Source organism: Paenibacillus sp. N3.4 (assembly GCF_008017805.1).
In the GTDB taxonomy this organism is placed as follows: Bacteria; Bacillota; Bacilli; order Paenibacillales; family NBRC-103111; genus Paenibacillus_E.
This window is the reverse complement of record NZ_VRTT01000058.1, coordinates 31,633-46,976: the sequence shown is the minus strand read 5'-3', so window position 1 is coordinate 46,976 and position 15,344 is coordinate 31,633. Positions and strand designations below refer to the sequence as shown.

Below are 15,344 nucleotides of genomic sequence, written 5' to 3'. Positions count from 1 at the left end.
CGTATTATCTCCGACGATTAGGTTGCTTCCACCCGTCACAACCACACTCGCAGTTGTATCAGCTTTCGTTCCCACTGCCGTTACTGACGTGGTCGCGTTTGGTACATTCACCGTGTAAGCCAACGTACCTGCTGCAAAATTCGCTACGCTCGTTCCGTCTACCGTCAATGCACTTAGATTCGCGTTCGCACTTGCCGCACGCACCACTTTAATCGTATACGCCTTAACTGTCGTTCCATCTTGTGCCGTTACCGTCACCGTGATCGTGTTATCTCCCACGACAAGGTTGCTTCCGCCCAGCACAACCACGTTTGCGTTTGTATCAGCTTTCGTTCCCACTGCCGTCACCGATGTTGTCGCATTCGGTACATTCACCGTGTACGCCAACGTGCCTGCTGCAAAATTCGTTACGCTTGTTCCGTCTACCGTCAATGCGCTTAAATTCGCGTTCGCACTTGCCGCACGCACCACTTTGATGGTGTACGCATTAATTGTCGTTCCATCTTGCGCAGTTACCGTTACCGTGATCGTATTATCTCCCACGATTAGGCCGCTTCCGCCAGTCACAACCACGTTCGCAGTTGAATCAGCTTTCGTTCCAAGTGTCGTGACCGACGTGGTCGCATTCGGTACATTCACCGTGTACGCCAACGTACCAGCCGCAAAATTCGCTACGCTCGTTCCGTCTACCGTCAATGCACTTAAATTCGCGTTCGCACTTGCCGCACGCACCACTTTAATGGTGTACGCCTTCACTGTCGTTCCGTCTTGCGCAGTTACCGTTACCGTAATCGTGTTATCTCCCACGATTAGGCTGCTTCCGCCCACTACAGCCACAGTCGCAGTTGCATCAGCTTTCGTTCCAACTGCTGTTACCGATGTTGTCGCATTCGGTACATTCACCGTGTACGCCAACGTGCCTGCTGCAAAATTCGTTACGCTCGTTCCATCTACCGTCAATGCACTTAAATTCGCGTTCGTGCTTGCCGCACGCACCACTTTGATGGTATACGCCTTCACCGTCGTTCCATCTTGGGCCGTTACCGTCACCGTAATCGTGTTATCTCCTACGATTAGGCTGCTTCCGCCTGTCACAACCACGTTCGCAGTTGAATCAGCTTTCGTTCCCGCTGCCGCCACCGATGTTGTCGCATTCGGTACATTCACCGTGTACGCCAACGTGCCTGCTGCAAAATTCGCTACGCTCGTTCCGTCTACCGTCAATGCACTTAAATTCGCGTTCGCACTTGCCGCACGCACCACTTTAATGGTGTACGCTTTAATCGTCGTTCCATCTTGCGCGGTTACCGTTACCGTGATCGTATTATCTCCCACGATTAGGTTGCTTCCGCCTACCACATTCACACTAGCGTTAGTATCAGCTTTCGTTCCAACTGCCGTCACCGACGTGGTCGCGTTTGGTACATTGACCGTGTACGCCAACGTGCCAGCTGCAAAATTCGCTACGCTTGTTCCGTCTACCGTCAATGCGCTTAGATCAGCATTCGCACTTGCCGCACGCGCCACTTTGATGGTATACGCCTTCACTGTCGTTCCATCTTGCGCAGTTACCGTCACCGTGATCGTGTTATCTCCCACGATTAGGTTGTTTCCGCCCGTCACAACCACGTTCGCGGTTGTATCAGCTTTCGTTCCAACTGCCGTCACCGATGTTGTCGTGTTCGGTACATTGACCGTGTACGCCAACGTGCTAGCTGCAAAATTCGCTACGCTCGTTCCGTCTACCGTCAATGCACTTAAATTCGCATTCGTGCTTGCTGCACGCACCACTTTGATGGTGTACGCCTTAATCGTCGTTCCATCTTGCGCGGTTACCGTTACCGTGATCGTATTATCTCCTACGTTTAGGCTGCTTCCGCCCACTACAGCTACAGTCGCAGTTGGATCAGCTTTCGTTCCCACTGCCGTCACCGACGTGGTCACGTTCGGTACATTCACCGTGTATGTAAGCGTACCAGCCGCAAAATTCGCTACGCTCGTTCCGTCTACCTTTAAATCACTTAAATCCGCATTGTTGCTTATTGCAGCACGAACCACTGTTATGGTGTATACCTTAACCGTCGTTCCATCCTGAGCCGTAACGGTAACCGTCACTGTATTATTTCCTACAGTCAGGTTGCTTCCGCCTACCACATTCACATTAGCGTTAGCATCAGCTTTCGTCCCAGCTACGACAGCTGCCGTTTTCCCGTTCGGTACATTCACCGTATACGCCAACGTACCAGCTGCAAAATCCGCTACGCTCGTACCGTCTACCGTCAAGGCGCTCAGATTGGCGTTCGCGCTTCCAGCACGAACCACCGTAACCGTATACGTCTTCACCGTCGTTCCATCCTGCGCCGTAACGCTCACCGTTACCGTATTATTTCCAACTAAGAGGTTGCTTCCGCCCACTACAGCCACACTCGCGGCCGGATCAGCTTTCGTTCCGACTGTTGTAATAGCAGTTGTCGTATTAGGCACATTTACCGTGTAGGAAAGTGTTCCTGCTGCAAACCCTGCTACGCTTGTTCCATCTACTTTTAAGTCACTTAAATTAGCGTTTGCACGTCCCGTTGAATAAACTTCAAACTCCATAATCGATGTCCAGTTGGAGTTTTTTCCATTACCGTAATCGACAAAGAGTCGTACATATCTGGTCACAAAATTAGGCAAATCATGATGATATTGAGAATTGGTGTTATTAGTAACTGCATCTACATTGACCCAATTAATACCATCTTCACTTTTTTGAAAATGAAAGTCTCTAGGATCACGACCATCTTTCCACCCGTCTCCCACGCTTCCCATTCCTATAACCGAATAACCGTTAATGGAATAAACATCCCCAAGATCTACGGCCAGCCACATAGGCTCCGTTTCACCTTTATTGCAATACCAGCGACTCGCTGCACTCTTAGACCCATCAACCGCTTTGCTAGATGAATACGGAGTTTTCTCACAACTAGCAGTTGCTTTTTTGTTCAATGCCACATTGGAACCTGCTGCATCAACCACAGAAATAAATGATTTCCCTGGAAATATAGCTAAGCCTATGCATGTTAAAACAACAAATAGAAATGCAACATATATTTTCTTAAAAACAGGCATATTTGCCATCATAAGCACCTTTCATTCTTAAAGATTCATTAATTTCTGGAAGGATAAATCCCCTCTGTAGCAATATAATAATCAACCATCGGTGTAGGGGAATCTCCTCTTAAATCCGGTATTGCAAAGGTAGTTTGACCGTTACCACCATACTGAGTTCCTATAAGTGTATAAAGAATTTCGTAATCTGAAATATTTAAGAGTCTGCCATCACATTTTATAAAACCGACCGGTTGGAAGTTATACGGAAGTATAGTGATATTCCCTATTTGCGTTTCAGGACCTGCTGAGGCTTTACTAGGCATAACTATTTGACTTAGTGATCCAATAAGCATCACGGCGACAATAAGTGACTTGAATGTTTTAAACTTCATGACTTTCACAATTCCTTTCGCACTCAAAAATGTTTATTATGAACCTATTCCCGTGCAGGAAAAACACCATAAACCGCAATGTAATACTTCACTTTTGGCGTCGGAGCAGCATCAGTTAAATTAGGTAATTGAAAAGTTGTTTGACCATTACCGCCAAATTGTGTGCCTATCAAGGCGAACAAGGCCGCATTTTGTTGAATAGACAGGGTTTGTCCACTGCACTCCAAGTATCCACGTGGAGCAAAATTATAAGGAAAAATCTCAATCTCTCCTACAAAAGGATCCATGCTGGCAAATGCCGTACTCGTCAGGAACACTTGACTTAATACACCGATTAAGACCAATTTCAACATCAGCTTTTTAATATTTTTAGTTTTCATTTTTGCACCTTACCTTTTTAGTTTTTATTTTTCACCTTGAATAAAAGTTAGATCTGGAGAACTATGAATCATCAACACCTTTCTCGTAATTTGTCATATCTTGCTGCCTATTCATCTATCTTATCTTCCAATTTAACGATAATAGCACACCCCAATGACAGCAAAATGACAAACTCCGACAAAAGGCTACGTGATTAGCGGGGGGGACCCTAATCTCTCATTTTCTCAATTTACGAATCCAGATCCGAAAGCAGTTGCGTGTATAAGGCAGCAGCTTAGCCATATAAGACTGGCCTTCTCATCGAATGCAATCGCATAAGATGTTGCGCCAAACGTTAAGCACTAGTTTCGAGGTTGAGCCCAATAAACTTTAAAATAATTTTTTATGTAAAAAAGCTGATTAACACAATGTTAATAAACAAAAAGCCAAAGACTTACCGACGATAACAATCGGTTCGTACTTTGGCTTTTTGTTCTTCTTTGAAGGGAACTTTTTACGCAAAATTGTGCTTAAACCACATTGCCGCCGCATCGACCTCAGAACGGGTCAGTTGATGCCCCGCACGTTCCCAATGCACCTCCACGGGCGCTCCAGCCTCGCGCAACAAGGTTTGTAACTCTTCCGTCTCCTGCGGAGAGCAGATCGGATCATTTTCTCCGGCTCCTATGAAAATCGGCACACCCGACAAATCCGGCAACACTACACCACGCCGCGGTACCATCGGATGATGGAGAATCGCTCCTCGCAGAGCCCCAGGATAATGAAACAACAGACTCCCGGCGATATTTGCACCGTTGGAATAGCCGATAGCTACGAGATTTTGACGATCAAATCCATGCTCCTCAGCTGTAATATCCAGAAAATCTGACAATTCTTTAGTTCGGAAGATAAGATCCTCTTCATCAAAAACACCTTCGGCCAAGCGGCGGAAAAACCGTGGCATCCCGTTCTCAAGGACGTTGCCTCTAACACTTAGCACAGAGGAAGCCGGTGAAATGATTTGTGCCAATGGCAGCAAATCGTTTTCCATTCCTCCCGTTCCGTGAAAGAGGACAAGTACCGGCGCTTCCCCATCTGTTCCTTGCTGAAAGATATGCTTCATGAGTGATCAGCCTCCAAAACGCGTACTTCGATAGGAGGTAAATTGCTCACGATTTGCGAACGGTGCTCTTCAAACCATTCGGGCAGCATCAGCTTTTCACCCAACGCTTCCGGCTGCTCATCACGTGCAAAACCCGGAGGATCTGTTGCAATCTCAAACAGAATGCCGCCTTCTTCGCGGAAATAGATAGCATTGAAATACTGACGATCGACAATAGGTGTCGGGTGAAAGCCACTATTCTCGATATGGCTTCTCCACAGCGCATGCTCCGCGTCATCTTTGGCCCGCCATGCGATATGATGCACAGTACCCGCTCCCCCAGCGCCATAAGGCATCGGAGTGACATTGATATCAACAATATTCCCCAAATTACCTGAGGATTTAAAGCGCGCATAAGCTCCCTCTTGACCTACTTTTTGAAGACCCATCACCTGTACCAGCAGTTCCCCCGTTTTATCCGGAGCTGTGCTGTAAAGTACGGCACCGGCGAAACCTTTAATGGCTTTATCCGCTGGAACACCGCCGAATGACCACTGACTGAGCGGGCCGTCTTCGCGCTCTACAATTTCAAGTTTTAAACCATCCCGATCTTCAAATTGAAGAGAAGTCTCACCGAATCTAACGCTTTTTTCATAGGAAATTGCGAACTGTTCTAAACGTTTGGCCCAGAAAGGCAAAGTTCCAGTTGGAACTGCATAAGAGGTTATGCCCACTTGTCCGCCGCCTATGCGGCCTTTACGTGAATTCGCCCATGGGAAAAAGGTGATGATTGTGCCCGGACTCCCCATTTCGTTGCCAAAGTAAAGGTGGTACACTTCCGGAGCATCGAAGTTAATTGTTTTTTTGATCATTCTTAGTCCTAAAATACCGGCGTAAAAATCAACGGTTTCCTGTGCATTTTGAACAAAAGCTGTAATATGGTGAATGCCTGTGTTTGTTGTTGTGACATCGTCATCGTCTCCCTTATTGGTTATATGATTTACTTACGGATCAAAACGAGTTATAACTTACAAATTCACGAACCGGTTTGCGGTAGCCGCGGGGTCTTTGACTGCTGGTATCCTCTTTACCGATTGTAATAAGCATTGCGGGTACGTAGTGATCTGGGATATTTAATGAAGAACACAGGGTCTCCGGATCGAAGCCAATCATTGGGCACGTATCCCAGCCCTTTTCTTTCGCTATGAGCATGAAGAGCATCGCGGATAAACTCGCGTTCCGTATGGCTTCATCCCGCTTAAAGGCTTCGCCTCTACCCTCATAGAAATCAGTCACAGAAGCAACTGTCATATCGTATTCCTGCTTGTTTATGACACCTAGTGTAAGCAAACCTTCGTTAATCCGAGCAGCATCCTTGTAAGCTTCCAAATTTCCTAGAACGATTATCGAAGCAGAAGCGGTTTTCACTTTATATTGTTTACCAGTTGCTTCATAAACTTTTTCATTTTGTGCCGGATCTTTAATAACCAAATAATGAACGTGCTGTAAGTTAAAGGCGGATGGAGCAAATTTCACAAGATTAAAAATGTCATCCAGTTCTTCATCCGGTAGATTCACATTGGTCATAAATTTATTTGCAGATCTGCGCCCCTTGATAAGTGTGCTTAGTTCGTTAGTAAGGTTCATCGTTAACTCCCCCTGAGTATAAGTATATTAAGAATCTTTATTTTAAGATATTTGATGAGAAAACCTCTATCGAGGCCATTCAATGATGAGCGACCGCGTTTAGATGTTGGTTTTATCGCCAATAAGAAAGCGATTTTCGGGAACCGAAAATTTATACTTTCTTATGTGGTAAAAAATAGGCAGCTTTCCCTTGAAAAGAATTGCCTACTTAAAATGTTGTTGAGCATGTTTGCCGAGCTTCTTTAGCAGTTGACTGGCTAGCTTCTTTTCCTCTGGTGAAAGGCCTGCTACCGATTCCTCAATCACAGTCTTATGCTGAGGAAATACTTCTTCAATGAATTGTTGGCCTTGATCCGTAATCTCTGCGTATATGAGACGACGATCCTCCAAAGAGGCCCTTCTCGTAACGAATTGTTTCTTGGCGAGCTTATCAACCACATAAGTAATGTTGCCGCTGCTCATCAGCACCTTGCTGCCAATCTGCTGAATAGGCTGCGCACCTTTGTGGTAAAGCAATTCAAGCACTCCGAACTCTGTCCGGTTCAACCCCCGCTGACGAATATCGCGGTCGGCATGTGCATTCACCCATTCACTGGCTCTGGATAGTGCAATAAAAAGATCTAAGGAATCATTTTGCGATGCGCTCATGTATCCACCTCGTTTTCCGACGTCGTCATCATCTTGATTCGTATTATCTTAATTTAAAGATATACGATTTTGAGATATTTGTCAAGCGGGCAATTTATTTTGCATTTTACAGAAAGCCAAAGAAACTGAACAGCAGTTTCATAATTGAACTATTACTATTTTACGGATACTTTACAATTTTTTAGATAATGGGAAAATAATCCAATGTTATAATAATATAAGATCTTATTCAAATGTGGAGGGAAGGTAAACCATGAAAAATTTGGTTTTTATTCGGCAAACTGGAGTAGCCGCAGCGCTGGCCGGTACGTTTTTGCTCTCTATTCCAACAGTAGGATTTGCCCATGACAGTGGATCTGCCGATTCTAGCCCCGTTCAGTCGCAATTTGTAGGACCAACCTTTGAAAAATCTCAACATCCGCTATCCCATGTATCATTTACCATCATTCATGATACTCACTTTCACGGCAACTTCGGCAATCCGAAAGAACCCAATAACATTGCTAATTACTTTGGGATTGCGAACAAGATTAAAGCCGCGAACCCCAATTCGTTATTCATCGGTAATGGCGACGATCTAGGGACCTCCGTAATTTCGTCTTCATTTCAAGGACAGCCTATCGTTGATGCATTTAATGCTGGCAAGCTAGATGTCGATACATACGGCAATCATGATTTTGATATGGGGCCCGATCAGCTGACAAAGTTAGTGAAGGCGAGCCAATTCCCATGGGTCAGTGCCAATGCGGTGGACAAACGTACAGGGGATGTTTTCGCCAAGGAAGCCGGTGCGAAACGGTTTATCATCAAAGAAGTCGGCGGTGTGAAAATCGGGATCACAGGGCTCATTAACGAGGAAGCGCCCCAAATTACTTCCATGGGACCGGATGCCATCGTTCTGAATCCAGTGGAGGCCATGAAAACGATTATTCCGGAAATGAAGGCTGCGGGCGCCCAATTCATCATCGTTTCTTCTCACCTCGCCAGCCCTGATGCTCGGATAGTTGCAGAGAAAGTGGATGGCATCGATTTGATCGTCGGCGACCATGCGGCTTTTGCCTTCGATAGCCCGGAAAAAATCCATAATACGTTACTCTGGTTTATCGGTGATGAGTTTACTTATCTTGGGGAAATCAATTTCAACTTTGATCATGGAAAAGTAGCGGATTTCAATTATCACCGCTATGCTTTGAAAACCGATGTGGCGAAGGAAGGCTATCAGCCTGATCCGAATGTCAAAGCTGTCATGGATAGCTATAATGCGAAGCTCAGCAAAGAGCTTGAAGTGCAAATCGGTACGAGTCAGACCGAAATGGACGTCATGAAAGCCTCCCAGCGCAAAATGGAAACGGCGATCGGCGATCTGGTAGCGGATGCAATGAAAGATTATACGAAAGCGGACATGGCGATCATTAACGGAGGAGGCATCCGTGCCGAACGTGTATTCCCAGCGGGGCCGTTGACCAAGAAGGATATCATGGATGCAATGCCTTTTGCGAATTACGTAGAAAAGCTGGATATTACAGGAGATCAGCTGTATCAAGCATTAGAGAATGGGGTTAGCCTAATCGAAAGCGGCGCAGGGCGCTACCCGCAAGTGAGCGGCATTCAGTTTTCCTATAACCCAAAGCTCCTTCCCGGGGCTCGTTTGCTTGACGTAAAGGTAAATGGTCAGCAGCTCGACCGCAAAGCGCATTATACGATTGCAGTAGTTGATTTTGTCGCCGAGGGTGGTGACGGCTATGATGTTTTCAAAGGATCGAAGGTGTTATTGGATAAAGATGCAGGTCCGCTTCTTTCCAAGGTAGTTGCCGATTATATCCAGCAAAAGGGAACCGTAGCTCCAAAAGTAGAAGGACGGATCCAAATTTCCGGAAATATCCCAAATAACCTTTATTCCGACTTATCCGGACAATCGTTCGAAGCCGTCTATGCAATAACGGATATGGTGTATAGGAACATTGCGGGGGCTGCCGACGGCAGCAAGCAGTTCCAGCCTGATCAAACTGTCACTGTTCGTGAATTCGCAAAAGCATTGAGCAAAGCGGTAAGTCTAACGTCATCGGCAGCTTCGGCGGCTGTTGATTCCGCGGCAGGCGTTCTTGATCCGAACGCCAAGCTAACGCGTACACAAATGGCCATACTGATGTCTAACGCTATTATTGCTGTCGATAAATACCCGCAGATGAGCGACAACGTCAAGAAATCGTTGGATGCTTTTGCTGATAAAGATACGGGGACCGACGACTGGGCTGCCGTAGCTTACATGGGCCTTATTCGCGGCAAATCGGATGAGAAGGGGACGACCTATCTTGCTGTCTCCGATTTCGTTACTCGTGCGCAAATGGCTATAGTTCTTGAACGATTGTTACAATTAAAATAAAAAAAATATCCGTGCACCCTTCTAATCACTTTTGATTCAAGAGGTTGCTATCTTCTACAAAGTTCGTGGTACGTACCGTACGCGTACGTACGTACGTGGTAAAGGTGCCTTATTGAACAAAAGATCGTTTGGGCCTATTTAAGGCTTAGACGATCTTTTGTTAAAGTTAAACCTAAAATGGAAATGGTGCAGGAAGCCGATGCCGATGACTTGAATCAGCCCGCTGCATTGGAAATAGCAGGATCCCCTTTTTGCAGCTGATACATCTTTGCGTATCGACCTCCCAGCGCCATGAGCGCCTCATGATTACCTCGTTCAGCAATCTCGCCGCGATGCAGCACCAGAATCTGATCCGCATCTCGAATGGTAGACAGTCTATGCGCGATAACCAAGGTTGTACGACCCTCGCTAACTACCTTCAGCGCTTTCTGGATCAGCCCTTCCGTCTCGCTGTCGATGCTGGCTGTCGCTTCATCCAGAATCAGGATGGAAGGATCAAAGGCTAATGCTCTGGCAAAGGAGATAAGCTGTCGTTGTCCGGAGGATAACGTGCTGCCCCGCTCCACAACCTGCTCATCGTAACCGTTCGGCAGTTGCTCGATGAACGGCGCCGCGCCCACGTCTTTCAGCGCATTTTTTACACGATCCAGCGAAATTCCCTCATTGTACAGACCTACATTAAATTTAATATCCCCTGCGAACAAGAATGGATCCTGTAAAACAATACCCATATGTTTGCGCAGTGCTTGTTTGGACATCGTTGTAATATCGCGGCCATCAATCGTAATGGAACCTTCATTAGCTTCATAGAAACCAAGCAGCAGGTTCATAATCGAGCTTTTGCCTGAACCTGTGTGACCAACGAGCGCTATCGTCTCTCCCTTGCGAGCCTCGAAAGAAATGTGCTTCAGCACAGGTTCTCCTTCTTTATAAGCAAACGTAACGTTATCGAATTTCACAATACCTTCCGGCCGGCTGACTTGGTCCGTCTTTTCTACCTCTTGACCTTCCATATCAAGAATCGTGAACACTTTCTCCGCGGACACAAACGCTCTTTGCGCATTCGTCAGCTGATCGAAAATTCCGATGATGGGTTGAAAGATCCGGCCCAGATAATCGATAAATGCATAAAATACTCCGAAGGAAATAAGGGTTTGCAGTGATTCGCGGCCAAAATACCAAATGACCATCGCTGTGACTAAGCTGCCAATCGTACCTACAATGTTACGAGAGGATAAGGAAAAGATTCTAAATTGCTTAATTTGGTTCACATACCGGTCTTTATTGAGTACTTCGAATTCCTCCAGCGTCACTTTTTCCCGACGAAAAGCCTGAATAATCGGCATCACGACAATCGATTCATTAATCATCGCGTTCATATCGCTGAGCCGTGCTCGCATGATGGTAATGAAAATCTTCGAATATTTCAAATGAATCGTCATGATAACTGCAAAGATCGGCGGCAGCACGAGACAATAGGCAGCCAGATGCCAGTCCAAGATGAACAAGGCCACAAATATACCGGCTAACTGCATCATGCTCACGACGAATGTAGCCATGAAGCTCATGAATAAATCCCGCACCGCTTCTGTATCATTGGCAATTCTCGATACCACTTGCCCAATTGGTGTGTTGTCGAAATAGCGCAACGATATGCGTTGAATGTGACGCATCAAGTCCATGCGCATATTTTTAATGATTTGCAATGCCGTGGATTGAAGTAAATAAGCCTGCGCATAATTGCAGATGCTAGCCGTAAGGAGAAGGCCCATATACAAACCAAGCAATTGCAGGACAGGCGTTAGATCACGCGTGTCAGGAGACAGATGCTGATCGATAATCGTTTTGGTTATATAAGGTCCGCCCAGCTCGGCGCCTACCGCACAACAAAGAATGAGCAGCGCACCGATGATTCTGAACTTGTAGACGAGAGCATACGCGAGTAGTCTTCTCGTCGTGGACGGTTTGTGCATAATCGGATCCTCCTTCGCCTTTACTCGCTTCATTCTTCCAAACTAGCTTCCATTTGCTGTCGTTCCCACTGCTCCCGGTACCAACCGCCGAATAGCATCAGCTCTTCGTGGGTACCTTCCTCTACAACCCGTCCCTCATCCAGGACAAGGATCCAATTGGCATGACTTACCGCAGATAACCGATGCGTAGTAATTAAAGTCGTCCGCCCTGCTCGTTCCTTGCGAATATGCTGGAGAATCCGACTTTCGGTACGCGCATCTACAGCAGAGAGAGAATCGTCGAGAAGAAGAATTTCCGAATCGATAAGAAGTGCACGCGCAATTGCGAGACGCTGCTTCTGCCCCCCCGACAGCATGACCCCATTCTCGCCGACAATGGTCGATAGACCCTCCGTCATTTGCTCCACGTCTTGGGTGAAGGAGGCCATCTCGATGGCTCTCGCAATTTCTTCCGGCGAAGCATCGTGCTTACCTAGCGCCACATTGTCGCGAATGGACTTCGAAAGCAGCAGGTGTTCCTGCGGAACATAGGCCACCCAACGCTTCACCTGATCCAAAGCGATGTGCTCAATCGGCACATTCGCGATCAGCAGTTTCTCTGCATCAATCGGGTACTGCCTCAGAAGCTGCTTCAGCAGCGTGCTCTTTCCACTGCCCGTTTTACCTACAATGCCTAGCGTCTGACCTCGCTCTAATTGAAAGGAAACATTAACTAAGCTCGCATGATTGGCAGTCGGGTAGGTAAATGTTAATCCCTTCATCTCGATACGTTCCGGCACCTTCACCGCAATCGTCGCTTCAGCATCGAAAATATCTGCTTTCTGTGTTAAAGCGGTGTCCAAACGATCCGCCGATGCGCTGCCACGCTGAAGCACATTAATAAATTCACCGAAGGAAATCATCGGCCAGATCAGCATGCCTAAGTAGATATTGAAAGAAATCAGTTGGCCCAGCGTAATTTCGCCTTGAAAAACCAAATACGAGCCGTATCCGATCCCGATGGAATAGCTCACCCCAACGATCAGCGAAGTGAGTGGCTGAAAAAGAGCATTCAGCATAGAAACCCGTTTATTCTTATTCATTACATCCGAAGTTACGCGATCAAAAGCCACTAGATCAGCATCCTCCTGCACATAGGAACGAATGACGCGAATTCCTGAAATAGATTCCAGCGCATGTTCATTCATATGTCCGAAGGAAGCTTGCGCCGCAAGAAACCGAGTTCGCACTTTTTTACCAAGCTTGCTAATGACCAAGGCCAAAAAAGGCAGCGGAATTAACGCGGCAAGCATCAATTTGAAGCTGATGAGAGAAACCATCGTAATAATGACCACCGACGCTCCAACTAGGGTACTGACAAGTGTCATCACACCATAGCCGGATGTTTGACCAATAGCAAGCACATCATTGGTAGCAAGCGCCATTAATTGCCCCGTACTGTTTCGCTGAAAGAAACCAGGTGACATTTTCGTCAGATGTGCCAATAACCGTCCACGAAGCACCTTCTCGATTAACGCCGAGTTTCCGAATAACGTCGTAATCCACACATAAGCCATTCCATATAGAAGAAGAGAAAGACCTACAAGCAGCAATACCGTCTGACTTAGGTTCTCTGCCGTTAGATTACCTTTACGAATTTGATCAATCGTATTCCCAATCATTTTGGGTGGTATGGTTGACAATAAGTTAACAGCAATCAGTAAACTGATGGCTAACGCGTAATGTCCCCATCTCCATTTGAAAAACCACCGCAACTTCATGACAAAAGACAAAACTCCCACCTCTTTCTGTTCAATAGTGTGCACAATTGATTCTATAGATTACGTGTCATCAAGTCTACGCCAATTTATTTTAAAATGAAAATTTCCGCTCCATTAGCATCGATTTTAGATTCAGCACTTCCTCAGCATTCACTCAGAAATAATTCAGCTGAAAATAAGCTGCTTTTCAGGATTCCTTCATACCAAATTCAGGTGAGAAATCTATACTTCAATTTGTAGAGACCAGAAGAAAAAACTGGCAAAATTATTCGGAAGGTAGGCGTGTTTTATGAAAAAGCAATTTGTAGTGTTAATGGGGGTAGCCGTCCTGGCCACTTCGACAAGCGGCCTTGTATTACCGGTACATTCAGCGTACGCGAGTGATGCTCAGACGACTGGCAGTCAGGCACAAGAGGCAGCAGCAACTTTAGATGCGGCTTCAGCAGTAACTGTTGATTATCCTACCTTGGTATTAAACAACTGGTTTAGCAAACTAGACGAATATACCGCCGATGCATCAGGCAAAGAGACAGACGATGTGCGTAATTCACTTGAAAATAATCAAAGCCTGGCAGCCGCTTCTGGACTAGATCAGTCTGATTTGGTCTCAAAGCTGTCCGATTCCTTAGCCCAAGATCTTGCTTCTCAGGTTCAAGAAGGTGATCTCACACAGAAAGAATCCACGCAACTTCAACAGCTTGCCACTTCTCAAATCAATAATCTCGTTTCTGGAAATTGGAGCAAAGCGGCCTTTACAACATCTATAAATGATAATGGATCTGCCATTATTCATCATCGCCTGCAAAACATCCTCTCGGACACAGTAGGGATCGCAACAGATACGAACTCCTCTCAACTGCGAGCAGCCCTTCGCAATGGGCAAAGCTTAGCGGAAGCTGCAGGGATTGACGCCGGCACATTAACGGACTCTTTGACAGCCTTACTGAATAGTGACCTGCAGGCGGCTGTAACAACCGGTCAGCTTCAAGCGGACCTTCTCGATAAAACCGAGCAAACTGGGGCTGAAGCTGTGCAAAAGATTGTCAGTGAGGAAGGTTACGATATACCAACAACGAGTTGGATGGAGAAATACGGACAGTCCGTTCTTGCTGATAAATTGGATACGACGATTCAAACAACCGCTATCTTCGCAAGTAAAGACCTTAGCGATATCACCAACGCTTTGAGCGCTGGGCAAGACTTGGTTTCAGCATCAGGGCTGACCTATGACGACCTACTCTCCCAATTAACGAGCAACGTAAACCAGGGGATTGAAACCGAATGGCAAGCCGGCAATATTTCAGCTAAATTAGCCACCGAGCTCGAACAAAGTGCTGCCAAACAACTGGATGCCGCCATTACACAAAGCGGATACGGACAGAGCGTGAGCGGCACCAGCAACAAAGACATCGCTGCTGAGAGCTTGCGATCCATCATTAGCGACAGCGCCGGATACACCAGTTCTTCTGTAGGTGATCTGCAGGCTGCGTTAGATTCAGGAAAATCTCTGGTAGAGGCAACCAACCTCGCAGACGGCGAGCTGCTCAGCGTGCTGCAATCAAGAGTAGATAACTACTTAAACCTTGCGGTTACAAATGGCTGGTTGAATGCCGCTGATAAAACGGCAACGGAACAAGATGCTTATGCTCAGCTGAGTAATGCCATCGGCATACGAGGCTACAAGATCCCGATTGATACGAAAAGCTACTTGGCAGAACGGTTGGACCGTATCATTAATGATGCCGCTGCCGTTTCGAATATCGAAGCTGCTGATTTGACCAAATCTGTAGCACAAGGTCAAAGTTTGGCCAAAGCGGCTCAAACCGATTCCGATTCCTTGCTCTATAAATTGTTGGCTCACGCGAACGAAAATATCAATGCCTACGTAGCCGCTGGAAGTGTCAGCGAAGATGATGCAGCCGTGTTTAAAACCGATTATGCGGCAGGAGTCAGTAAGCTTCTAAGCATTAACGAATAGTCTATATC

The 15,344-nt window shown here is 46.4% G+C and carries 11 protein-coding genes; 2 read left to right on the top strand and 9 right to left on the bottom strand.

The genetic code is table 11. From position 1 onward, the window contains the following. The 7 genes from FU659_RS24625 to FU659_RS24595 form a co-directional block, all read right to left on the bottom strand. Positions 1 to 2,994 (bottom strand): cadherin-like beta sandwich domain-containing protein (locus FU659_RS24625; RefSeq protein WP_187274367.1); only part of this gene is annotated, 2,994 nt, incomplete at its 3' end. Between the two features lie 155 nt (positions 2,995 to 3,149). Further along, positions 3,150 to 3,485, bottom strand: a complete 336-nt coding sequence (locus FU659_RS24620; protein ID WP_147949979.1) for a phage tail protein — start codon at positions 3,483 to 3,485, stop codon at positions 3,150 to 3,152. Between the two features lie 44 nt (positions 3,486 to 3,529). After that, positions 3,530 to 3,865 (bottom strand): phage tail protein, encoded by a 336-nt coding sequence (locus FU659_RS24615; RefSeq protein ID WP_261808024.1) that lies wholly within the window; start codon positions 3,863 to 3,865, stop codon positions 3,530 to 3,532. 494 nt (positions 3,866 to 4,359) lie between these two features. Beyond that, positions 4,360 to 4,968, bottom strand: coding sequence for an alpha/beta hydrolase (locus FU659_RS24610; RefSeq protein ID WP_147949978.1), 609 nt, complete (start codon positions 4,966 to 4,968; stop codon positions 4,360 to 4,362). Beyond that, positions 4,965 to 5,942, bottom strand: coding sequence for a ring-cleaving dioxygenase (locus FU659_RS24605; protein WP_147949977.1), 978 nt, complete (start codon positions 5,940 to 5,942; stop codon positions 4,965 to 4,967). The genes FU659_RS24610 and FU659_RS24605 overlap by 4 nt, the downstream gene beginning before the upstream one ends. Before the next feature lie 16 nt (positions 5,943 to 5,958). Beyond that, a complete protein-coding gene (locus FU659_RS24600; protein ID WP_147949976.1) occupies positions 5,959 to 6,594 on the bottom strand; it encodes a nitroreductase family protein in 636 nt (211 codons plus the stop codon). A gap of 204 nt (positions 6,595 to 6,798) precedes the next feature. Beyond that, a complete protein-coding gene (locus FU659_RS24595; RefSeq protein ID WP_147949975.1) occupies positions 6,799 to 7,242 on the bottom strand; it encodes a MarR family winged helix-turn-helix transcriptional regulator in 444 nt (147 codons plus the stop codon). 253 nt (positions 7,243 to 7,495) lie between these two features. Between FU659_RS24595 and FU659_RS24590 the strand changes: the two genes are divergently transcribed. Then, on the top strand, positions 7,496 to 9,625 hold the full coding sequence (locus FU659_RS24590; protein ID WP_147949974.1) for a bifunctional metallophosphatase/5'-nucleotidase: 2,130 nt from the start codon (positions 7,496 to 7,498) through the stop codon (positions 9,623 to 9,625). A 215-nt stretch (positions 9,626 to 9,840) separates the two neighbouring features. Here the strand turns inward: FU659_RS24590 and FU659_RS24585 are convergent, their stop codons facing one another. Beyond that, entirely contained in the window at positions 9,841 to 11,598 is a 1,758-nt protein-coding gene (locus FU659_RS24585; RefSeq protein ID WP_147949973.1) for an ABC transporter ATP-binding protein, read from the bottom strand. Positions 11,599 to 11,627: 29 nt separating this feature from the next. Continuing rightward, positions 11,628 to 13,358 carry an ABC transporter ATP-binding protein gene (locus tag FU659_RS24580; RefSeq protein ID WP_187274366.1) on the bottom strand — a complete coding sequence of 577 codons (1,731 nt, stop codon included), beginning with the start codon at positions 13,356 to 13,358 and terminating at the stop codon, positions 11,628 to 11,630. A gap of 289 nt (positions 13,359 to 13,647) precedes the next feature. On the opposite strand from FU659_RS24580, the gene FU659_RS24575 reads away from it, so the two are divergent. Beyond that, positions 13,648 to 15,336 carry a hypothetical protein gene (locus FU659_RS24575; protein WP_147949971.1) on the top strand — a complete coding sequence of 563 codons (1,689 nt, stop codon included), beginning with the start codon at positions 13,648 to 13,650 and terminating at the stop codon, positions 15,334 to 15,336. Positions 15,337 to 15,344 lie beyond the last annotated feature (8 nt).